The sequence below is a fragment of the Providencia rettgeri genome (assembly GCF_001874625.1).
GTDB classification, from domain to species: domain Bacteria; phylum Pseudomonadota; class Gammaproteobacteria; order Enterobacterales; family Enterobacteriaceae; genus Providencia; species Providencia huashanensis.
Window position 1 is genome coordinate 291,236 of record NZ_CP017671.1, and the last position, 21,775, is coordinate 313,010.

General features: G+C 38.9%; 21 protein-coding genes. 8 read left to right on the top strand and 13 right to left on the bottom strand.

Annotated features, from left to right (window positions below):
- Window position 1: 1 nt before the first annotated feature.
- From phoU to hemN, 7 genes are all read left to right on the top strand, one after another.
- Entirely contained in the window at window positions 2-715 is a 714-nt protein-coding gene (gene phoU / locus RB151_RS01355) for a phosphate signaling complex protein PhoU (RefSeq protein WP_036958602.1), read from the top strand.
- 548 nt (window positions 716-1,263) lie between these two features.
- On the top strand, window positions 1,264-2,103 hold the full coding sequence (locus tag RB151_RS01360) for an ABC transporter substrate-binding protein (RefSeq protein WP_042847740.1): 840 nt from the start codon (window positions 1,264-1,266) through the stop codon (window positions 2,101-2,103).
- A gap of 89 nt (window positions 2,104-2,192) precedes the next feature.
- The gene (locus RB151_RS01365) at window positions 2,193-2,945 is read left to right on the top strand and encodes an amino acid ABC transporter permease (RefSeq protein ID WP_042847739.1); all 753 of its coding nucleotides are present in this window, start codon (window positions 2,193-2,195) and stop codon (window positions 2,943-2,945) included.
- Between the two features lies 1 nt (window position 2,946).
- Window positions 2,947-3,699, top strand: a complete 753-nt coding sequence (locus RB151_RS01370; RefSeq protein WP_042847738.1) for an amino acid ABC transporter permease — start codon at window positions 2,947-2,949, stop codon at window positions 3,697-3,699.
- 185 nt (window positions 3,700-3,884) lie between these two features.
- Complete coding sequence (locus tag RB151_RS01375) at window positions 3,885-5,219, top strand: NCS2 family permease (RefSeq protein ID WP_042847736.1); 1,335 nt, start codon at window positions 3,885-3,887, stop codon at window positions 5,217-5,219.
- A gap of 427 nt (window positions 5,220-5,646) precedes the next feature.
- Complete coding sequence (gene yihI / locus RB151_RS01380) at window positions 5,647-6,162, top strand: Der GTPase-activating protein YihI (protein WP_048605465.1); 516 nt, start codon at window positions 5,647-5,649, stop codon at window positions 6,160-6,162.
- 331 nt (window positions 6,163-6,493) lie between these two features.
- Window positions 6,494-7,867, top strand: coding sequence for an oxygen-independent coproporphyrinogen III oxidase (hemN, locus tag RB151_RS01385; RefSeq protein WP_048605462.1), 1,374 nt, complete (start codon window positions 6,494-6,496; stop codon window positions 7,865-7,867).
- A gap of 538 nt (window positions 7,868-8,405) precedes the next feature.
- On the opposite strand, the gene ampC is transcribed toward hemN, so the two are convergent.
- The gene (gene ampC, locus RB151_RS01390; protein ID WP_042847730.1) at window positions 8,406-9,548 is read right to left on the bottom strand and encodes a class C beta-lactamase; all 1,143 of its coding nucleotides are present in this window, start codon (window positions 9,546-9,548) and stop codon (window positions 8,406-8,408) included.
- Between the two features lie 182 nt (window positions 9,549-9,730).
- Between ampC and RB151_RS01395 the strand changes: the two genes are divergently transcribed.
- Window positions 9,731-10,612 (top strand): LysR family transcriptional regulator, encoded by an 882-nt coding sequence (locus tag RB151_RS01395; RefSeq protein WP_042847728.1) that lies wholly within the window; start codon window positions 9,731-9,733, stop codon window positions 10,610-10,612.
- A gap of 67 nt (window positions 10,613-10,679) precedes the next feature.
- Here the strand turns inward: RB151_RS01395 and RB151_RS01400 are convergent, their stop codons facing one another.
- The 12 genes from RB151_RS01400 to glnL all read right to left on the bottom strand — a co-directional run bounded on the left by RB151_RS01400 (window position 10,680) and on the right by glnL (window position 21,766).
- Window positions 10,680-10,967, bottom strand: coding sequence for a helix-turn-helix domain-containing protein (locus tag RB151_RS01400; RefSeq protein ID WP_042847726.1), 288 nt, complete (start codon window positions 10,965-10,967; stop codon window positions 10,680-10,682).
- A gap of 72 nt (window positions 10,968-11,039) precedes the next feature.
- Window positions 11,040-11,279 (bottom strand): helix-turn-helix domain-containing protein, encoded by a 240-nt coding sequence (locus RB151_RS01405; RefSeq protein ID WP_042847724.1) that lies wholly within the window; start codon window positions 11,277-11,279, stop codon window positions 11,040-11,042.
- A 204-nt stretch (window positions 11,280-11,483) separates the two neighbouring features.
- Entirely contained in the window at window positions 11,484-12,452 is a 969-nt protein-coding gene (locus RB151_RS01410) for a fimbrial protein (protein ID WP_071547610.1), read from the bottom strand.
- Window positions 12,439-12,729, bottom strand: a complete 291-nt coding sequence (locus tag RB151_RS01415) for a helix-turn-helix domain-containing protein (protein WP_042847722.1) — start codon at window positions 12,727-12,729, stop codon at window positions 12,439-12,441. Before RB151_RS01415 ends, RB151_RS01410 begins: the two co-directional genes overlap by 14 nt.
- 51 nt (window positions 12,730-12,780) lie before the next feature.
- A complete protein-coding gene (locus tag RB151_RS01420) occupies window positions 12,781-13,278 on the bottom strand; it encodes a fimbrial protein (RefSeq protein WP_042847721.1) in 498 nt (165 codons plus the stop codon).
- 14 nt (window positions 13,279-13,292) lie between these two features.
- Window positions 13,293-13,808, bottom strand: coding sequence for a fimbrial protein (locus RB151_RS01425; RefSeq protein ID WP_042847720.1), 516 nt, complete (start codon window positions 13,806-13,808; stop codon window positions 13,293-13,295).
- Window positions 13,809-13,818: 10 nt separating this feature from the next.
- A complete protein-coding gene (locus tag RB151_RS01430) occupies window positions 13,819-14,790 on the bottom strand; it encodes a fimbrial protein (RefSeq protein ID WP_071547611.1) in 972 nt (323 codons plus the stop codon).
- Window positions 14,791-14,803: 13 nt separating this feature from the next.
- On the bottom strand, window positions 14,804-17,314 hold the full coding sequence (locus RB151_RS01435) for a fimbria/pilus outer membrane usher protein (protein ID WP_071547612.1): 2,511 nt from the start codon (window positions 17,312-17,314) through the stop codon (window positions 14,804-14,806).
- Between the two features lie 26 nt (window positions 17,315-17,340).
- Window positions 17,341-18,009 carry a fimbrial biogenesis chaperone gene (locus RB151_RS01440; protein WP_071547613.1) on the bottom strand — a complete coding sequence of 223 codons (669 nt, stop codon included), beginning with the start codon at window positions 18,007-18,009 and terminating at the stop codon, window positions 17,341-17,343.
- A 59-nt stretch (window positions 18,010-18,068) separates the two neighbouring features.
- A complete protein-coding gene (locus RB151_RS01445) occupies window positions 18,069-18,593 on the bottom strand; it encodes a fimbrial protein (RefSeq protein ID WP_042847716.1) in 525 nt (174 codons plus the stop codon).
- 647 nt (window positions 18,594-19,240) lie between these two features.
- On the bottom strand, window positions 19,241-20,707 hold the full coding sequence (gene glnG, locus RB151_RS01450) for a nitrogen regulation protein NR(I) (protein ID WP_042847715.1): 1,467 nt from the start codon (window positions 20,705-20,707) through the stop codon (window positions 19,241-19,243).
- Between the two features lie 9 nt (window positions 20,708-20,716).
- Window positions 20,717-21,766, bottom strand: a complete 1,050-nt coding sequence (gene glnL / locus RB151_RS01455) for a nitrogen regulation protein NR(II) (protein ID WP_042847714.1) — start codon at window positions 21,764-21,766, stop codon at window positions 20,717-20,719.
- Window positions 21,767-21,775 lie beyond the last annotated feature (9 nt).

The window sequence follows — 21,775 nt, forward strand, 5'->3', positions numbered from 1 at the left end:
GATGGATACGCTGAATCACAACAAACATATATCGGGGCAGTTCAATGCTGAACTGGAACATATCCATACTGAGTTGATGACAATGGGAGGGCTGGTGGAAGAACAGCTCACCAAAGCCATTACGGCCATGCATAATCAGGATGAAGCCTTAGCACGTGAAGTTATTGAGAATGACCATAAAGTCAATATGATGGAAGTGGCGATTGACGAAGAGTGCGTAAAAATTATTGCCAAGCGCCAGCCAACAGCGAGTGATTTGCGTCTGATTATGGCAATTTCAAAAACCATTGCAGAATTGGAAAGGATTGGCGATGTTGCGGACAAAATTTGCCAAACTGCATTGGAGAAATTCTCTCATCAACATCAGCCTTTGTTAGTGAGTTTGGAATCATTAGGCCGTCATACGGTACAAATGCTACATGATGTACTTGATGCATTTGCACGAATGGATCTTGAAGAAGCCATCCGTATTTACCGTGAAGATGAAAAAGTTGACCAAGAGTATGAGGGTATCGTACGTCAATTAATGACCTATATGATGGAAGACCCGCGGACAATCCCGAGTGTATTAACGGCACTGTTCTGCGCACGCTCCATTGAGCGCATTGGCGACCGTTGTCAAAATATCTGTGAATTTATTTTCTACTATGTGAAGGGGCAAGATTTCCGTCACGTCGGTGGGGATAGTCTTGAGAAGATGTTAACGAATAAATAATTACTCGAATACTCGTCATATTTCGTGCTGTGGCGGTGTTGGCTTCGCTCGGTTACTCGGGTCACATACTGATGTATGCTCCCCGAGATATCCTCGCTTGCCGCCTAGCCACAACGCGAACTATTTAGAGTATTAATATATGAGGTTAATGCATTAAATACCTATCATACCTCAAGCTGTAGTTCTGATATTTGAGTTCGACTACTCGGGTCACATACTTGTGTATGCCCCTAGGGATAATTTCATTTGCCGCCTAGCTACAGCCCGAACTATTTAGAGTATTACTCTTGAATATCGGCGTCAGCTTACTTTAGAACAAATTGTTTAGCGTATAAAACGTTCTTCTACCGACTTTCTTCTTGCTCAATAAGAGTCTATTGATGGTTTAACCATGTTCGGGGTCCTTGTATAAAGTTTCCCCCTTTCTTTATTCACTTCATTTATTCCTCTTAGTTATAAATATATTATTTAATAGTATTTCAAGTGCTAAGAGATAGTTGATAGCTTGTGACGGTCGATTTACATAAATTTACCGCCAGAGGTGTTCAATGAAAGCTCGTATTCTCTCAACTGTTCTACTCACAGGTTTGGCGCTGACAGCGAATGTCGCTAGCGCAGATAAATTAGATGATATCAAGCAAGCCGGAGTGATCCGCATTTCAGTCTTTGATAGCAACCCGCCCTTTGGTTTTATTGACCCTCAAACTAAGAAATTGGCTGGCTATGATGTGGATATCGCACAAGAAATTGCTGATGGCCTAGGGGTAAAACTTGAGCTTCGTCCGACTAACCCTGCGAATCGTATTCCACTTTTAACTTCTGGCAAAGTTGATCTTATTGGGGCGAATTTTACCATTACGGATGAACGCGCAAAACAAGTTGATTTTTCCATCCCTGATTTTGCTACCGGGCAAAAATTTATTGCCCGTAAAGGCGTATTAAAAACCCCTGATGATATTAAACCTCTGCGTATTGGTGCAGATAAAGGCACCGTACAAGAAGTCACTTTACGTGAGCGTTTTCCAGACACTAAAGTGATTTCTTACGATGATACCCCACAGGCATTTGCTGCACTGCGTAATGGTAACGTACAAGCTATTACCCAAGACGATGCAAAATTGGTGGGTTTATTAGGTAATTTACCTGAGAAAGTTAAAGTTGATTTTGAAATTTCGCCATTCAGCCTAACAAAAGAATATCAAGCACTTGCAGCAAGCAAAGGCGAAACACGTTTGGTTGAAAACGTCAATGAAACACTGTTGAAATTAGAGAAAGACGGCAAAGCCGAGGTGATTTACAACCGTTGGTTTGGCCCAGAAACTAAAGCCGCTCAACCACGTGGTGACTTTAAGTTTGCACCATTAAGCGAACAACAGCCCCAATCTTAATGGCCTGAAATAAAAAAATAACTTGTTGGTTACCCTGCACATTGTGCGGGGTTCTTGGTTAATAGAACCAAGTAGAATGGTGATTGACTATGTTTGAGAAATTTTTCAGCGGTAATTTTTGGTCAGAACATCTGCTGGCACCACAGTACCTTGAATGGTTCGGTTATGGTTTTTTGATCACAGTTTGGATCTCTGTGTGTACCATTATTGCGGCTACTTTATTAGGTTTTCTAGTTGCATCAGCAAAGGATAGCCAGATTGCTCCTCTTCGTTGGGGAGTGAACATCTATATTTCTATTTTTAGAAACACGCCTTTGTTGGTGCAGCTATTTTTTTGGTATTTCGCTTCTGGTGAAATTTTACCATCTGCCACAATGGAATGGTTGAATACACCCCATGAAATCCAATTGTTGGGGATACCCGTGGGGTGGCCATCATTTGAATTTTTAGCGGGTTTTGTTGGTTTGACCTTGTATACCGTACCCTTTATTGCTGAGGAAATTCGAGCAGGTATCAGGGGCGTTCGTCAGGGGCAAAAATATGCTGCTTTCGCTTTGGGGCTAACTTCTTGGCAGGCGATGAAACTCGTGGTGTTGCCTCAAGCGGTTAAAATCGCTATGCCGCCTTTACTTGGCCAATATATGAATGTGGTAAAGAATTCATCGTTAACGATGGCGATTGGGGTGGCGGAGCTTTCTTATGTATCGCGGCAAGTGGATAGCCAGTCATTACAAACTTTCGCCGCATTTGGTGTTGCCACAGTGTTGTACATTGCCATTATTGCATTAATGGAAGGCTGGGGGCAGTGGCGCCAGCAACGTAATTTAGCTCAAGGGGCATAAAATGGATTTTTCGATTATTGAGCAAAACTGGCAATATTTATTATTAGGTACTTTCCCTGACGGCCCACTCGAAGGCGCTGCTTTAACCTTACTCATGAGCTTACTTGCAGGGGCGGCTTCTATAGTATTGGGGACATTGGGCGGTATTGCGTTAGCCATGCTGCGTGGTTTCTGGGTTAACCTATTTGCCGCTATTTTAGGCTTTTTCCGTGCAATTCCTGTGATTATGTTGATTTTTTGGACCTACTTTCTGTTGCCTATTTTGCTTGGCGCAGAAATCCCTGGGATTGCTACTGTGGTATGTGCATTAGCGTTGATTACTTCAGCATATCTAGCTCACGCGGTAAAGGCGGGGATTTTAGCGATTGGTAAAGGGCAGTGGCAAGCTGGCATGTCTTTGGGTTTTAGCCGTTGGCAGGTGCTTTGGCACATTGTTTTACCACAAGCGTTACGTATGATGGTACCTTCATTTATTAATCAATGGGTTGCATTAATTAAAGATACCTCTCTAGCTTATATTGTGGGGGTTGCTGAATTATCATTTTTAGCTACTCAAGTGAATAACCGTGAAATGGTATACCCGCTCGAGGTTTTCTTATTTGTGGCGTTTATTTATTTTGTGATGTGTTTTGCGGTGGAAATTATTGCGAATAGGGTAGCGAAAAGGCTAAGCGCACAAAATGAACCTCAAAAACGAGCCGCGAAGCGTAGCTTATTGTTTTGGCGTAGGCAAAAGCTATTGGCGCTGTCTTAAGTCAACATAGCGGTGTAATAACCGCTATTATCTCAACAACACTTATCTGATTATTTTTCTTATTTCGGCTTGCTGTATCAGTTAGTTAGGACATTTTTGCCTATTATGGTTTACGCAATCGTTTTCTTTTGTGATTTTTAATTGTAGTATAGGGCGAAAAAAACTTTTTTTGGGCGCTATATCTAATGAGTAATCAATCTTCTAGCTCGGCACAACCGCAGGGCTTGTTTCAGCGTGTTTTTAAATTACAGGAACACGGCACAACCGCACGAACAGAAGTTGTTGCAGGCTTCACGACCTTTCTGACGATGGTGTATATCGTCTTTGTTAACCCACAAATTCTTTCTGTTGCAGGGATGGACATTAAAGCGGTGTTTGTTACCACCTGCTTGATTGCTGCTATTGGTAGTATCTTGATGGGGCTATTAGCAAACTTACCAATCGCGGTAGCACCTGCAATGGGGCTGAATGCCTTTTTTGCTTTTGTTGTTGTCGGGGCCATGGGGTATTCGTGGCAAGTCGCTATGGGCGCGGTATTCTGGGGAGCGGTTGGTTTATTTATTCTGACATTGTTCCGTATTCGTTATTGGATTATTGCTAATATCCCGCTTAGTCTTCGTGTCGGGATCACCAGTGGTATCGGTTTATTTATTGCCATGATGGGGTTAAAAAACTCAGGCATTATTGTTGCAAATCCAGATACACTGGTCTCAATTGGTAACTTAACTCACCATAACGTTTGGCTGGGGGCGCTGGGTTTCTTTATCATCGCAATTCTGGCAGCGCGTAATATTCATGCAGCAGTTTTGGTGTCTATTGCCGTGACTACATTGATCGGTCTTGCGTTGGGTGATGTGAAATATTCGGGTGTGTTTTCCATGCCACCAAGTATCACTAGTGTGGTTGGGCAAGTCGATTTTGCTGGTTCTTTAGATTTAGCGCTATCAGGTGTTATTTTCGCCTTTATGTTAGTAAACCTGTTTGACTCATCGGGCACTATGATTGGCGTGACGGATAAGGCTGGGATTACCAATGAACGCGGGACATTTCCACGAATGAAACAAGCCCTGTATGTGGATAGTTTGAGTTCGGTAGCAGGTTCTGCAATGGGAACATCATCAGTGACTGCGTATATTGAGAGCTCTTCAGGGGTATCTGTTGGTGGGCGTACTGGTTTAACCGCAATTGTTGTGGGTGTTCTATTTCTATTGACCATGTTTATCTCACCTCTTGCAGGTATGGTTCCTGCTTATGCAACCGCAGGTGCCCTGATTTACGTGGGTGTGCTGATGACTTCAAGTTTAACGCGGGTGAAATGGGACGATTTAACCGAGTCTGTGCCTGCATTTATTACCGCAGTAATGATGCCGTTTAGTTTCTCTATTACCGAAGGTATCGCACTGGGCTTTATTGCCTACTGCGCAATGAAAATTGGTACGGGGCGCTGGCGTGATCTGGGGCTGTGCGTCATTTTAGTTGCGGCGATGTTCCTGTTAAAAATGATCCTAGTCGACGCCTAACATGTGCTTCATATTTTGAACTGTAGCGGTGTTGGCTGCGTTTGCTAACCCTAGTCACATACTTTTGTATGCTCCTAGGGATTAGCAATTCTTCCGCCTTGCTACAGCTCAAACTATTTAGCGCATTAATATTCGTCATACTTCAAGCTGTGGCGTTGTTGCCTACACTTGGTTACTCGGGCCATATACTTGTGTATGCTCCCCGAGATAACCTCGCTTGGCGCCTAGTCACAACTTGCATTATTTAATGAGTTAATCATTTCTCTTTTTATTATTTGCCCCCTCCATGCCCTAAATAATTAATAAACTACTGCTGTGAAGGTCAGGTGAGATAAAAATCTACTGAAATTGCAAACTAGTACTTTCCCCCTTCATGGGAAACTGCTAGATTTCGCAGCAGAAACTGACTTTATCAAGGTATCAGGCCATGAATTCACCAAAAAAACCGGCAAGTAAGCCAAAGAAAAAATACCGTAAAACGAAAGAAGAATTGAACGCAGAAGGTCGTGAGCGTAAGCGCGAAAGTAAACATCGTGGTAATAAATCAGGTAGTCGCTACCAAGATAAGTCATCAAGCAGCCAAAATAATGGGCAAAATAACATTGTTGACCCACGCTTAGGCAGTAAAAAACCAGTGCCTTTAATTGTTGATGATAATTCAGCGACTAAACCTGTGGTTGAGAAAAAACAGCCAGTGGTTAAAGAAAAATTAACCCCTGAAGCTGAGTTAGCATTGTTAGAAAGTGATGACCGTTTAGATGGTTTGTTAGCACGTTTGGAAGATGGTGAGACCGTTACCGCAGAAGAACAGAAATATATCAATACTTGTTTAGACCGTATTGATGAGCTGATGAACATTTTAGGCATAGAATATGCTGAAGAAGAAGAGGAAGAAGACGAAGAAAAACTCGATGACATCATGCGTATCTTAAAAAGTAAATAACTTCGTTTAACCATCCCTCGTATATTCGGGGGATGTCGCTATTATTTTCCATAAATACACTTTTCTTTGATGTTGCATCAAGTCTCTTTTCTTTAACATCTTTATACTCGTCATATTTCAAGTTGCAGCGTTGTTGGCTATGCTCATTCGCTCTAGTCATATACTTATGTATACTTTTAGCGACTCATTCATTTGCCGCCTAGCCGCAACTTGAAATATTTAGAATCTATAACGTTATGTATGCTATAAAATTTTCACATCACCGAATAACAAATTAAATAAGGTGCAACCCGTTGTGATGGTTTAAGCTTTTGGTCAATTGAGGAATGTTATGTCAGAGCAAAATATTGTTTGGGACCTCGCTCTCATTCAAAAATATAATTATTCAGGGCCGCGTTATACATCGTACCCCACTGCCTTGGAATTTAACCAAGATTATGACGAAAGTGCGTTTGTTCAAGCAACTCAGCGTTATCCCGACCGTCCTTTATCGCTCTACGTTCATATTCCTTTTTGCCATAAGCTTTGTTATTTCTGTGGCTGTAATAAATTAGTTACTCGCCAAAAACATAAAGCAGATGAATACCTACAAGTCATTGAAAAAGAAATTATTCAGCGTGCAGCTTTATTAAAAGGACGTCTTGTTACTCAGATGCACTGGGGAGGCGGTACACCAACTTATCTTGATAAAGTGCAAGTTAGCCATCTAGTCGGTTTATTGAAAAAGCACTTTCATTTTGCAGATAACGTAGAGATGTCGATTGAAGTCGACCCGCGTGAAATTGAGTTGGATATGATAGACCATTTACGCGCTGAAGGGTTTAACCGCCTGAGTATGGGGGTACAAGACTTTAATAAAGAAGTGCAAGTATTGGTTAACCGAGAGCAAGATGAAGAGTTTATTTTTGCTCTAATTAAGCGAGCAAAAGAAACAGGGTTTACTTCAACCAGTATTGACCTTATCTATGGCTTGCCAAAGCAAACGCCAGAAAGTTTTGCTTTTACCCTGAAAAAAGTGGCAGAGCTGTCACCTGACCGCTTAAGTGTATTTAATTATGCACATTTACCTAATTTGTTTGCAGCGCAGCGTAAAATTAAAGATGAAGATCTACCAAGCGCAGAGCAAAAACTGGATATTCTTCAAGATACGATAGCTACACTCACTGGAAATGGTTATCAATTTATCGGTATGGATCACTTTGCACGCCCAGAAGATGAACTTGCGGTAGCCCAGCGTGAAGGCATACTGCACCGTAATTTCCAAGGGTATACCACCCAAGGGGACTGTGATCTGTTAGGGCTCGGCGTCTCGGCGATTAGCATGTTAGGGGATAACTACGCTCAAAACCAAAAAGATTTAAAAACCTATTATGCACAAGTCGAAGAGCAGGGGCATGCGCTGTGGCGTGGGTTGGTATTAACGGATGATGACTGTTTACGTCGTGATGTTATCAAAACCTTAATTTGTAATTTCCAACTGAATTTCGCACAAATAGAAGCACTATATCCAATTGATTTTAAATCTTACTTTGTAGAAGACTTAAACTTATTGATACCAATGGCAGAAGATGACCTAGTCGAAATTAGCGAAACAGGGATTAAGGTGACTCCTCAAGGACGTTTACTTATTCGTAATATTTGCATGTGTTTTGATGTGTATTTGCGTAGGCAGATGAGGCAGCGGCAGTTTTCCCGCGTCATCTGAATGCTCGTCATATTTCGTGCTGTAGCGTTGTTGGCTACGTTCACTAACCCTAGTCACATACTTTATGTATGCTCCTAGGGCTTAGTTTCTCTTGCCGCCTAGCTACAGAACGAACTATTTAGAGCATTTACTCTTCGTCATATTTTATGCTGTAGTGTTGTTGGCTACGTTCACTAACCCTAGTCACATACTTTATGTATGCTCCTAGGGCTTAGTTTCTCTTGCCGCCTAGCTACAGAACGAACTATTTAGAGCATTTACTCTTCGTCATATTTTATGCTGTAGCGTTGTTGGCTACGTTCACTAACCCTAGTCACATACTTTATGTATGCTCCTAGGGCTTAGTTTCTCTTGCCGCCTAGCTACAGAACGAACTATTTAGAGCATTTACTCTTCGTCATATTTTATGCTGTAGCGTTGTTGGCTACGTTCACTAACCTTAGTCACAACTTAGCGTATGCTTCCCGCGCTGTTTTCACTTTGACGCCTAGTGGTACTCGAACTATATAGAGCATCTACTCCTCGTCAGAAATCTAATTTATTCATTAATCTTTTCAATTAATTGATAAGCAGCGGTGATGCGGTCGGAAATTGGGTACCATTTATTGGATAAAATCACGATGCCGATTTGTTCTTCAGGGATAAAGGCGGCATAAGCTGCAAAACCATTTGTGGAGCCTGTCTTGTTGTAGAACGCTCGCGTTTCTGGCGGCATTGCCGGTTTAATTGCTTCGATTTTCTGTGGCTGTAATGCCATTTCATCACGGTTACCTTGATGTAATTGTGATAAAGAGACAGGCCACGGGTAACTTTCCCACATCATATCTTGTACAAATGAATCTGTTAGATAAAAGCCTGTGTGGGTATCTTCTACCGCTTCTTGCCATGATTTTGCGACTTTTACCGTCTGCATATTAATATCTAAGAAACGGATCAAATCTTTGGCAGTAGATTTCAAACCATAGGATTCGGCATCTAAAATCTGTGGTGCCACTCGCGCTGGGTGATCTTTCTTATTATAACCCTGAGCATAATTTTTCATTTGGTGCTTAGGGACATGAATATAGGTATGTTTGAGCCCCAGTGAAGGCAGCATTAATTTTTCCATCGCTTGTTCAAATGGCATTTTGAGTTGTTTAGCGGTGACGATGCCTAATAATCCAGTACCTAAATTTGAGTAAGAACGATATTCTCCAATGGTTTTTTCAGGGAGCCAATGTTGGTAATAGCTTATTAATTCAGCTGAATTCGTAATGGTCTCCGGCACAAATAATGGTAATCCAGAGGTGTGGGTGGCTAAGTTCATCACGGTGATATGGTCAAATGCTGAATCTGTTAACTCGGGTAGGTAATGACTCACTTTTTGTGAGAAATCTAATTTACCTTGTTCTTGTGCATAAGCGGCTAATGTTGCTGTAAATGTTTTCGAAAGAGAGCCAATTTCAAATAATGTGTTGTTATTGATAGGGGCTTTGCTTTGCTTAGACAATACACCGTAATGATAAAAATAGTGCTTTCCTTCAATGGAGATTGCCACCGACATTCCGGGTATCTGTTGTTGTTTCATTAGTGGTTTAATAATGTTATCAACGTTTTGTTGAGTTAGCGCGTTGGCTGAAATTGTGGTTAAGGCTAAGCTAAGAGCGGCAAAAATCCGCCCCTGACGAAAAACATTTCTCATAGGTAGTCCAATTAAATAAAAGTTTAAGTTGTTGCTAATATAAATAAGGAAGAACTTCATTGCATAACTGAAGTGCTTTAGTATAGATTTCTAGGCTGTTATACCGTTGTTGTATAGCAGTATGCGTGTTTTACGCCTTCATTTAAAACGATATAAAGTTCGATGAGGTAAAAGAAAATCTTATGTCAGGGAATTATCGTCATCGACTACCTTTAAATGCTTTGCGTGCATTCGAAGCATCTGCCCGCCATTTAAGTTTCACGCGAGCAGGTATGGAATTGAATGTGACCCAAGCGGCGGTAAGCCAGCAGGTTCGGTTATTAGAAGAGCAACTAGGTTTAGAATTATTTATCCGCTTACCCAGAGGGTTGGCCTTAACAGATGAAGGCTTAGCGCTCCTACCTGTGTTGAGTCGTTCTTTCGACCAAATTGAGTCTTTATTGCAGCAGTTTGATGATGGGCACTACCATGAAGTGTTGAGTATATCAGTAGTGGGAACATTTGCGGTGGGTTGGTTACTACCTCAATTATCAAAATTTTCTAATTTATACCCGTATATTGATTTACGGATTATGACACATAATAACGTAGTCAATTTGGCGGCAGAAGGTGTTGATTTTGCCATACGCTTTGGGGAGGGGTTATGGCCTCTGGCTGAGAATATTCCATTATTTAGCGCATCGCATACTGTGTTATGCTCTGAGAAAATGGCTAACCGCTTAACGACTCCCCTAGATTTAAAAGCGCATCATTTATTGCGCTCATACCGTAAAGATGAATGGGAAAAATGGTTTCTTGCCGCAGGTTTAGAGCCGTGGCGAGTGAAAGGGCCTGTGTTTGACTCGTCTCGTCTAATGGTTGAAGCTGCGTTATTAACGGATAGTGTGGCATTGGTACCGAGTTGTATGTTTGAACATGAGTTGAGTGCTGGGAGTTTAGTGCAGCCATTTGATATTTCAGTGACATTAGGGGGCTATTGGCTTAGTCGTTTGAAGTCCAAACCATGTACACCTGCGATGATGATATTCCGTAATTGGTTATTGGATGAATCCCAACAAAGATAAATCGGTGCAATAATGTCATGCACCGACATTTAATAAATCAGCATATAATGATGCTCATATTTAAATATTAAAATACTAACGCCTCAGCAGAAAAATAATTTTTTTTACTAAGTGGAGTGTCTGTATTTTTATTTATTTCTGTCTCGTCAGTTAAAAAATAGGCAGGGTCAATATTAAATATCTGAGATAATTGATATATCGTATCAACATGGATATTGACTTCGCCATTTTCATAACGTGATTGATGTTGTTGGCTAATACCTAATAAGCTACTTAATTCTTTTCCGCTCATACCATTAGCTTCTCTTAATACTCTAATTTTTAGACCAACAGATTTTGATATTTTTCGTTTCATAATGTTCTCTCTAATTTTAATAACACAAAATTAATTAAGGATTTTTAATGTTATTAATGTTTCTTATGTGGTTTAATTCTCTTTTTTAGTACTAAAAAAATGAAAAAAAGATTTAATATCAATCTTAAAGTATTCTGCATATTGAGATAACCTATCTATATTTATTCTATTCACTCCTCGTTCATATCTAGATTGTTGTTGTGGACTAATTCCTATTTCCTTAGATATAATAGATATAGGAATACCTAACTTTTTTCTATGATAATAAATTTGATATCCAATTTGTTTGGATATTGAATAATTTTTTGACATGTTTTCCCTTTATAAAATAAATCATAAACAACAGGGCTACACTAGATATAGATAAGGCAAAAACTAGAGCTTAATAGTTAATATATAGATAATTTAAAAAAAAGCATGTGTTTAAATCAAGATATTGTATTTTTATATGTAATGGTATTATTTAATGACCACCCATTTTAGATGGTCGTAATATGATACTTAAAACTAGGCCAATTATTCATATCGAATATTGACTGTTGCTGTACTGTTCGCTTTCCCAGGCGTTATTTTAGCTGCCGTTTTAATATAGCGAGCTTTCCAGTTGAACCGGATATCTCCAGCAGCTGAATTAGTTATGGTATTATTTTTAGTAGCTAGTTTTATAGGGGCATTACTTGCATTTAGTAGTTGTATGGCAATACCTGTTGCAGAGCCCGTGCCAGATAACTTGATTTTCCCTGTTTGCGTATCAACATACCCCGCACTACTGGTAATGGTTGTTTTAATATTAGTTCCGGCAGCACAACTTAAGGTGATCGGGATATTAACACTAGCACTTACTGCGCCAATATCCTTAAATTGTGTGTCATACCAATCACCTAAAACAACGGTATAGTTGTTCGACTTTGTTGTGCATTTTGCTACATTTATTCTCACGGCATTCATCGGTATATTTAATGTACTGATATTCCAATTTATATGGTTAGGGTTTTCTTGGACTAATCGTGCAACAGCCCCAGCCTTAAGGGTATTAGACTGTGTTACATTTCCGGTTTTTTTTACTATAAAAACCCATTTGGGCACTTCAATACGCCATGGCATTCTATCTCCGATAGGGTATGAACTATAATAATTTAATGACCCTGCCCCCATCGCTCGAATTTCTACACTGATACCTGGAATATTAGTGGCAGCTATTTTATTTAAGTTTGGCACCCAGCCATTTATATAGCTGGCATGTAATCTTGCCTGTCCACATTGGCCGTCTTTTCCTGAGAATGTCGTAATATTATCACTAGCAAAACGAATTGTATATGAACCTAAATTCCTTGTTGAATTATCATCATATTGAATAGTATGAGTTTGTGTAGGAACATTGACATTAATATTCCTTAAGTTTGGGTTTTGAATACAAGCAGAATATGAATATGTAGAATACAATAGTGTTGTCATTAATAATGCTTTTACATTAGATTTCTTCATAGATGTTTCCTCTGGTTTTTATAAGGAATTCTTTTTTAATATATTCTTTCTCTATTTCAGTGAAGATGAAAAACTCTAATATACTAATGTTAAATATCTCAGCATACTGATTTAGCCTATCTAAATTTATTCGGTTAATACCATGTTCATATCTTGATTGTTGTTGTTCACTCACACCAATTATGTTTGCAATCTGGTTTAATGTCATTCCATTCATTTTTCTATAATATGTTATTTTACTTCCAACTATTTTGGAAATAGGGTAGTAATTAGACATAATGTATCTCCTATTAAAATAAATATAGGCGTAATAAGAAATTATATTTAATTACTGATAAGTAAATGTAAATTCTAAGTGGCTTTTAAAAGACCCTGCAATCATTCCATTACCATAACCTGAAACTCTAGCTGATAACGGAATTTCTACACTTCTAGTTTGTGTGTTGACATTTGTTGTAATGGTATCGCCGTTTTTTATAGTCGCTTTATTTGCAGTTCTTGCTAAATTCAAAGCAACATTTTTTGCTGTCCCGTTGTTTATAAAATACTCTGGAGTCGTTGGGTCTGGAGTACCTGATATAGCCATTACAGCTTGGCTTGTTCCTACAGGGCAATTTTTGAGCTTAACTGAAAAATCAACCCATGACGATTTTTGTGTATCCTTAATATTCCAAATATTAATCTTTTTTAAATCAATAAGGTAATTAGATTTTTCAAGTTCACAAGGCGCAGCTATGACAGTACCGTGTACTTTAATATTCGCAGCTTGCCCAAAAACAATGAAAGAGCAGCTCATTAGTGATAGAAATAAAATAAAGTGTCTCATATTCTTTTCCCTGTTTATAAATAGGTAATTGTTGCTGTAATATTTGCAGAAATAGTTCCAGGGGTGACATTACCTAATGAGCTAAACGCACGTGTTCTTAATGGGATGTTAATATTTGTTTGTCCATTTGTAGTGACTTGCAATACTTTTTGGTTACCTAAAGCGGTTGTTCCATTACCATTTTGTAGTTGTACAGCTAGGTTCCTTGCCGTACCTTGGTTTTTGTATAAACTTGTTGCATCCGCAGTATCCGCGGTTCCTGTAAACGTCAGTTTTACTTGGTTAATATAGGTAGAACAGTTATTTAAGCTAATATTAAAGTTTTTCCATGGGGAACCTGAATTGGTATTTTTAAAAACATCTGCAGAAATACTTTTTAGGTCAATATCAATATTATTCCCACCAGTAATATTACAAGTAGCCGCTTTAATATTTCCGGTAAAATTCAATGTAACTGTGCTAGCAGCAAATAAATTCCCACTGATTATTAAGCTACTAAGTAAAATTAAATTATTAACTATTATTTTCATTTTTTTATTCCTACTCATAGCGAATATTTACAGTAGCAGAGGCATTCGCTGTACCTGGCGTGATGTTATCTGCCGTCTTGATATAACGAGCCTTCCAATTAAACATGTAGTCTCCAGCCGGAACATTATTTTGCAGACTGTTCTTGGTATTTAGCTTGATTGGATTATTATTTTTATCCAATAATTGTATTGCGACACCAGTAGCACTATTAGCTCCTGTTAGCCCTAATTTTCCTGTCGCCGCATCTTCATATTTAGAACTTGTGACAGTCGCTTTAATATTGGTACCTGCCGCACAGGTTAATGTAATTGGAATATCAACCGGTGTACTGGTTGAGCCTATATTAGGAAATTGTGTATCATACCAATCTTGCATATCAATATTGTAGGTTGACTGATTATTCTTTAATGAACAGCTAAGTACATTGATACGAATAGCATTAGTAGGCATATTTAAGGTTGTTAAAGTCCACGTCACACTGGTTGGCGCACGGTAAGTTACGGTTAACCTTGCGACATTTCCGGCTCTTAATGTACCACCTTGTGTTACCGAGCCAAGTTTTTTTACTGTGATGCCCCAATGCGTTGTTAATATATTATAATTGGAGTTGTTTTTATCCCATGAAGCATTAAACGCTCCAATGCCTGCGGTTGTAACAGAAATGCCAATACCCGGAATATTAGATAGGGCAACTTTATTGGCATTTGGTGACCAGCTATTGATAAAACTCCCCGTTAAGTATGAAGTAGCACAAGAACTCGAATCACTAGCTACCCACTGAGATGTAGATGAAAAATTAGCACGGAGAGAACCTAAATCTCTAGGTGTAATATCATCATATTGAATGTTATATACTGCGGTCGGTACGTAAGCGAATTTATTATTTAAATTTGGGTTTAAGGTACAAGCCGCATTAGCATACCCTGAGTATAAATATATAAAACTCATAGCTAATATCGATTTATAAATAAAATTTTTCATTATTTATTCCTTATTATCGGCAAACTGCTGCTGTTTTATATAACCCCATATAATTCGATATACCTGCTAAGTTATAATTGACTTGGCATTGTTGTTTATCGTTATATTGAATAATAAAATTGCCGTTTTCAGCTAAGCCTGATAAATAAATTTCACCATCATTCCCCACCATACTGTTTAACTGCGGGTTATCGTTAAAGATAGCTTGGGCGCCAAAAGGTACAGGTTTACCGTCAGTAAAAGTCAGCAGCATAATTGCGCGGTAGCCAACGTTTGCGGTAAAGCTCGCTTTGACTAAAGCCCCTCGGCTTGGTGAAACACTTCGACTGGATAAATCCACCTCAGTATTCTCAGGTAATGCAGAGGTATCGATATCGATCATATTTTTGCGATAAGCAGTGACATAAGGTACCAATGCGTAACCTTGGTTATTTGTAGTCACCCCAGCTTGGTTTAGGATCGGTACATCACCTGCATCAGGAATTTCAACAAGCGCCGCGGTTTCTCCCAACTGTTGGCCAAGTACAAGGCCGCCAGAATGTGCGACTAAGCTACCGTTAACCCCGTAATAGAGGTTATAGCTGTCTTTGCTGTAGCCACTACCGCCTGAGACTTCACCATATTGGCCTTTATAAGAAGCATTCATATTACCGTTAGTGCCTTGGTCTCGAGTAGTAAAGCCTTGTTGAACGCTCCAATTTAACCGGTTATTTAACTGTGATGCTGAAAGACCAATGCTTCCGGTACTTGCACTATTACTGCTGCTACTACTGTTAAAGTTGTAATAGAAGGTATCGTCAAATACCGAAAAGGGTACGCTGACGGAAAGCGCTAATTGATGGTCATCTTCGCTTTTTGAACGACTTCCTGACCGATAAGAATAGCTATTGGTATTTTTGTTATAGGTATAATTCAAACTATAACTGACACCTTGCCAACTATTGTTATAACCCACCGTGGCAGATTGCGTTTTTCGGTCACTGTTCCAATAATCTTCATTAATATAACCAACAGAAATTGAACCAAAACTATCCCCTAAGTTTTGGCTGAGGGTAATTTCACCACGATTACGGCGTCGTTCAATTTCAGGGGCATAGTTTGTATCCCTATAACCATCAAACACTTCCGCTAAACTATAAAAGCCTTTGGTGGAATAACGATAACCTGCCAATGCGATATTAGTACCAATATCATTGATATTTTTGTTATAGCGGAAACGGTATGATTGGCCTTTTTCCTTAACATCATTACTGAGCGTTGAATTTGCATGAGTAACGTCAATTGATAAGGCACCAAAGCGCCCAAGGTTTTGCCCTGCACCAATGGAATAAGACTGGTAATGTTCACTAACTTGGCTTCCTCCATATGCGGTGATGCCATAAGGCAAGCCATAGATTAAGGTGAACTGACCAAATTTTGTTTTATCAATGCTATTATCATAAGCGCGGTATTCACCGCCAGTTACGCTATAAGAAAAATACCCTTCACGTTGTAATACGGGTAATGAAGCGAAAGGAACAATTTGGTATTGCTCGCTACCATTAGACTCTTTTATTGTGACATGTAAATCGCCGCTCCCCCCTGTTGGGTAGAGGTCTGTAATTTCAAAAGGACCAGCAGCCACTTCAGTTTGGTAGATAATGTAGCCATTTTGGCGGATTGTTACTTGTGCATTGCTACGTGCTATCCCGCGAACTACAGGCGCATAACCACGCAAGCTTTCAGGGGACATATCGTCATCTGTTGCCAATTGTGCACCACGAAAGGGCACACTATCAAAAACCATCGAAGGCGAAACACTATCACCTAAAGTTAATTGGCTTTTGATACTATTAATGCCACGCGATGCATAAGTGTAAATGGTGTCCCATTTACCGGATTGGTCATTATTACTGGACCATGTTGTATAGTTACGCAAACGCCAGGCCCCAAGATTTATACCGGGTCTTAAATTCACATAATGAGATGTACTATCTGAATCATTATTTTTTCGGTCGTAATTTTTTGAACCATTATAGCTATAGTTTAATAATAACGCGTTGATTCCATTGTCAATGTTAGCTAAATCAACATATCCCCTTGGGTTTCTATCCAAGGCAATTTGAGGAATACTAAGATATAAACGTTGTGAACCAAATTCAAAATCACTTTTTGCATCAGGAATGGCAGCAAGGTTTATACAGTGGCTTCCTGAATGTTGCAATTCAGGGTAATCATTAACTTTAATGCCAAATTCTTTGAGATCATTAAGAGATAAACAAGGAGCTAACTTGTTATTACTGTCTTTATCAAACTTAAGGCTTTTAGCACCAATTAGGTTGGTATTAACATAGATATCAACATAGTAATCCCCAGCTAATTGTTCATCATTTTCAAATTGTGATAGGTCAACTGAATCTTTATTAGGTAGCTCTAAAAAATCAGGGTCAAAATAGACTGTATCATCTGGTTTTTCTTCAGCATATAATGCCGTCGTATAGCCTAAATATAATAATAGGCCAAGAAATATTTTATTTAATTTCATATCGTAACCTAACTCATTTTATAAGTTTATATTTTCTTTTCGAGTGTTTCTGGTGCAGACCCATAGTCATTAATAACTTCCCATTTAATTATTCCATTAGAACTAGGGTTATTAACGTCAAAAGATGCACTTGCAAATGGTGCGACATAAGAAACATCATTTGCTTTAGTTCCATTAAAGCTAATGCTTTGAAAGTTCATAAAATAGGGAGTTGGGTTTTTAACAATAATGTTATTTCCTGACTTAGACCATACTAATTTTTTTTGTTCTTCAATAAAATCAACATTCTTTAAGCTTTTTGGACGATAGATCAGCTTCATTTGTGTTTTAAATGCAATTTGCAATGAATTTTCTGTTCTTTCTGTCGCAGGGATCGTTTTTATATTCAGCCAGAATAATGACTCTCTATCATTAGGTAGTTTATTCTCAGTTAGAAAGATTCTAAGTGCATTTGTGTTATCCGGATTCAACCTAAATAATGGTGGTGTTATAGAAAAATCAGATTGTTTTTTTTCATCGATATTATCAATCCAAGACTGAATTAAATAAGGGATCTTATCTGGGTTTTCTACACTAATGCTGACATCTTTGTTTCCCTCATTGTAAATAACACGAGTTCCACCAATAATGACACCTGCATATGCAGTGTTTAATAGTGTAAATACAGAAATGAAAATATAGATAATGAATTTCATAATACCACCATTGATTATAATTATATAAGTCTTAATTCCTTTTAAACCTTATTTGTTATTTAGTTATAATTGATTGTAAATGTTGCTGTGCCGTTAGCAGGACCAGGAGTTACAGTGTCAGATTTAGCAATATAACGTGCTCTGAAGTCTAAATTATTTTCAACACCATCTTTTAATGGGTATGTTTTAGAGGCAGTAAATAGTGGGACTACTTTATTAGCATCATCAGTAATTTGAATACCGACACCAGTTGCAACACCAGTTTCTTCTTTTAATTTAATAACTTCATCATCGCCGATATAAGAATCCGCATCAAACTTAACAGAAGCACTTGTTACAGTCGTTGGGCAATTAATTAATTTAATGGTAAATTTAGTGGCGGCAGCAGTACTACCTGCACTTGGTAATGCGGTTTTTGAAACTTTACCTAAATTAACTTTTAATGCATCAGAACCAGCAGCTAATTCACAGGCTTGGTCAATAATTTCACCAGTAAAATCAATAGTACCATCCGCTGCTAATGCATTATTAATAGCAAAGATTGAGGATGCAGCAATTAATGATGCAAGTAAATTCTTTTTCATCTGTTTTTCTCCGGAATATAATTTATTTATTTTTCATTGAGTGGTTGAAAATATCAATTACTCAACTGAAGAGTATTTTGAATCTATTTTTTAAAATAAACAAGTTTTGTTATATTTGGTGAAATATAATTAAATTTTAATATGATTAATATCATAATAAGTAATTAACACACTATTGGTTAATAATTAACTCTATGTTCTTACTTAAAGTAAATTTCATTTTTACTGGGTTTTTTACTAAAGTTAAATAACGATATAAAACTAAGATTACCTATAAAGTGGTGGATAAATTTAATTTATCTCTTATATGGTGATTATTTAGGTTTATCAGGTGTTAGCATATGGAGTATACTTGAAGTGTTTGTCATTTATATTATCTAAAAATGAAAAATCATTATAAATATCAAATCACGATGGTCTAAATATGCTTGTTTTGGTGTTTTTATTATGGATATCATTTATTAACCATCGCATTTCAATGGTCTATATAAGTGATTGCTTATTGTTTTTATTATCAATGGCTGAGAGAGAAAATTAAATGTTAAGCTAATTATCATAAATAAGATGGAGATGTATTCTTTTATTTCGCCACCTTATTTTAATGATATGCTTTTGTTTTAATTAGGCTTACATAAACAAATAATGAATTACTCAAGCCCTAATTCTTTTAATTTTCGAGTTAAAGTATTCCTTCCCCAGCCTAATAAACGGGCGGCTTCTTGTTTATGGCCCTTGGTATATGTCAATGCGCAACTTAGCATAGTACGCTCTAATATAGGGATTGTTTGTGCTAATAAATCGTCTTTACCTGCTGATAACGCGTTATTAGCCCACTTTTCTAATAATTCAAACCATTGTGCTTCTGAGTTGGCTTGATGTGTAGGTAAAGTTACGTATTCATTGGCCTTCAGGTTATTTTCTTCAGTATTTTGTATCGGGCGCTCTTCCAGCAAATCTTCCGGTAGGTCTTGCGGTAAAATTTCTTGGCTAGCGGCCATCACTGTGAGCCAGCGGCAAACATTTTCTAATTGGCGGACATTACCCGACCAATAATAGCGCTGGAGGATTTTTTCGCTATCAGCATGTAGCACTTTACTCTCTACACCTAACTCCTTAGCGGTATTTTGTAAGAAGTAATGCGCAAGGCGTGGGATATCTTCGGTACGCTCGCGTAATGGTGGTAATTGTACTCGAATGACATTCAACCGGTGAAATAAGTCTTCACGAAAAAGCCCTTCTTTGACGCGTTTTTCGAGATCTTGGTGGGTTGCTGCAATAATACGCACATCCACTTTTACAGGAGTATAACCACCAATCCGGTAAAATTGCCCTTCAGCGAGAACGCGTAGTAATCGAGTCTGCACATCGAGGGGCATATCGCCAATTTCATCTAAAAATAATGACCCATGATTGGCTTGTTCAAACCGGCCTTGGCGCACTTGGGTTGCACCGGTAAATGCCCCTTTTTCATGACCAAATAGTTCGGATTCAATTAAATCTTTCGGGATCGCAGCCATATTCAGTGCAATAAATGGCTGATTAACACGAGGACTATGCTGATGTAAGGCGTGAGCAACTAACTCTTTCCCTGTTCCTGATTCACCATTAATTAGCACGCTGATGGATGAGCGAGATAAGCGACCAATGATCCGATAAACCTCCTGCATGGCAGGGGCTTCACCAATCATGGTTGAAGACACAATAGGAGCCTGCTGTTTAGTATCCCGATCAGTGTGATTTTGTTCACGGCTGTGATTGAGTGCCCGTTCGACCAGTGCCACTGTTTCATCAATATCAAATGGCTTTGGTAGATAATCAAAGGCCCCAGATTGGTAAGCATTGACCGCGGCATCAAGGTCTGAATGCGCCGTCATGATAATAATCGGCAGTAAGGGATGAGATTGCTTAATAGTATTTAGTAATTCAATACCATTTGTGCCTGGCATACGAATATCAGATAACAACACGTCAGGAAGTGAGGTCTCTAAGGCAGCGAGAACAGCATCAGCGCTATCAAAACAGGTGCATGAAAATTCAGCACTGCTAAGTGCCCGTTCTAATACCCAGCGAATAGAACTGTCATCATCAACAACCCAAATTTTTCCCTGTGCCATAGATATCTCCTATTTTTTGATTGGTAGATAAATAGAAAACTCGGTATGCCCCGGCCAACTGGTAAATTCGATTTTACCCGCGTGTTGGTCGACTAAGCTTCGAGCAATAGATAAACCGAGCCCTGTACCATCAGGTCGCCCACTAACCATTGGGTAAAATAAAGTGTCTTGAATTGCTAATGGGATACCTGGGCCATTATCTTCAATATCAATACGCGCTGTTAGTCGATAGCGTTCACCTTGTAACATCACCTGAAATGCGGTGCGTGTCCGTAGCGTAATATTTCCCCCAGTTACCGCGAGAGCTTGCAGCGCATTGCGTGCTACATTTAGTAGTACTTGCTCGATTTGATCAGGGTAATATTCGAGTTCAGGTAAGCTTGGGTCATAATCACGAACCAGTGTGACGTTATCCGGCTTTTCTAAGGATAGCAAACGCGTCACATTTTCCATTATATGATGAATGCTTTGCTGGGTTTTAGGACCCGGATATTGCGGACCAAGCAACCTATCGACAAGTGCCCTTAAGCGGTCAGCTTGCTCAATGATAACTTGAGTATATTCATTCAGTTGAGGGTCAGGCAGTGCCTTAGATAATAACTGCGCGGCACCTCGCAAACCGCCTAGTGGGTTTTTTATTTCATGGGCAAGTCCGCGAATGAGCTCGCGGGCTGCAAGTTGTTGGGCATTTTGCGCTAATTCTTGGCTTAGACGCCGTTGACTATCAAGTTGAGAAAGCTCAACTAAAATAAATTGTTCAGAAAATGGCTGAGCACTGAAAGACATCACATGGGAATGGTTATTAAACACCAGTGTGACTTCATTTTCTGTAAAGCTATGCCCTTCCTTTAAACTACTCAACATCAGTTCATCATTGAGTGAACAATAACTAAAGAGAAGAGGGAGAGGGGTACCATATAGCTTACGCTGGCTTTGAGTTAAAATCTGGAGTGCAGCATGATTGGCATAGTGGATAACCAGGTCGTAATCCAAAATCAGCACGCTATTAATTAGTGAATCGAGAAGTTGTTCTGGTGCTGGCAAATGTTCGGTTTTCATGTAATGTTG

Coding starts and splice junctions, on each gene's coding strand:
- phoU (WP_036958602.1), top strand. CDS start 2: ATGGATACGCTGAATCACAACAAACATATATCGGGGCAGTTCAATGCT.
- RB151_RS01360 (WP_042847740.1), top strand. CDS start 1,264: ATGAAAGCTCGTATTCTCTCAACTGTTCTACTCACAGGTTTGGCGCTG.
- RB151_RS01365 (WP_042847739.1), top strand. CDS start 2,193: ATGTTTGAGAAATTTTTCAGCGGTAATTTTTGGTCAGAACATCTGCTG.
- RB151_RS01370 (WP_042847738.1), top strand. CDS start 2,947: ATGGATTTTTCGATTATTGAGCAAAACTGGCAATATTTATTATTAGGT.
- RB151_RS01375 (WP_042847736.1), top strand. CDS start 3,885: ATGAGTAATCAATCTTCTAGCTCGGCACAACCGCAGGGCTTGTTTCAG.
- yihI (WP_048605465.1), top strand. CDS start 5,647: ATGAATTCACCAAAAAAACCGGCAAGTAAGCCAAAGAAAAAATACCGT.
- hemN (WP_048605462.1), top strand. CDS start 6,494: ATGTCAGAGCAAAATATTGTTTGGGACCTCGCTCTCATTCAAAAATAT.
- ampC (WP_042847730.1), bottom strand. CDS start 9,548: ATGAGAAATGTTTTTCGTCAGGGGCGGATTTTTGCCGCTCTTAGCTTA.
- RB151_RS01395 (WP_042847728.1), top strand. CDS start 9,731: ATGTCAGGGAATTATCGTCATCGACTACCTTTAAATGCTTTGCGTGCA.
- RB151_RS01400 (WP_042847726.1), bottom strand. CDS start 10,967: ATGAAACGAAAAATATCAAAATCTGTTGGTCTAAAAATTAGAGTATTA.
- RB151_RS01405 (WP_042847724.1), bottom strand. CDS start 11,279: ATGTCAAAAAATTATTCAATATCCAAACAAATTGGATATCAAATTTAT.
- RB151_RS01410 (WP_071547610.1), bottom strand. CDS start 12,452: ATGAAGAAATCTAATGTAAAAGCATTATTAATGACAACACTATTGTAT.
- RB151_RS01415 (WP_042847722.1), bottom strand. CDS start 12,729: ATGTCTAATTACTACCCTATTTCCAAAATAGTTGGAAGTAAAATAACA.
- RB151_RS01420 (WP_042847721.1), bottom strand. CDS start 13,278: ATGAGACACTTTATTTTATTTCTATCACTAATGAGCTGCTCTTTCATT.
- RB151_RS01425 (WP_042847720.1), bottom strand. CDS start 13,808: ATGAAAATAATAGTTAATAATTTAATTTTACTTAGTAGCTTAATAATC.
- RB151_RS01430 (WP_071547611.1), bottom strand. CDS start 14,790: ATGAAAAATTTTATTTATAAATCGATATTAGCTATGAGTTTTATATAT.
- RB151_RS01435 (WP_071547612.1), bottom strand. CDS start 17,314: ATGAAATTAAATAAAATATTTCTTGGCCTATTATTATATTTAGGCTAT.
- RB151_RS01440 (WP_071547613.1), bottom strand. CDS start 18,009: ATGAAATTCATTATCTATATTTTCATTTCTGTATTTACACTATTAAAC.
- RB151_RS01445 (WP_042847716.1), bottom strand. CDS start 18,593: ATGAAAAAGAATTTACTTGCATCATTAATTGCTGCATCCTCAATCTTT.
- glnG (WP_042847715.1), bottom strand. CDS start 20,707: ATGGCACAGGGAAAAATTTGGGTTGTTGATGATGACAGTTCTATTCGC.
- glnL (WP_042847714.1), bottom strand. CDS start 21,766: ATGAAAACCGAACATTTGCCAGCACCAGAACAACTTCTCGATTCACTA.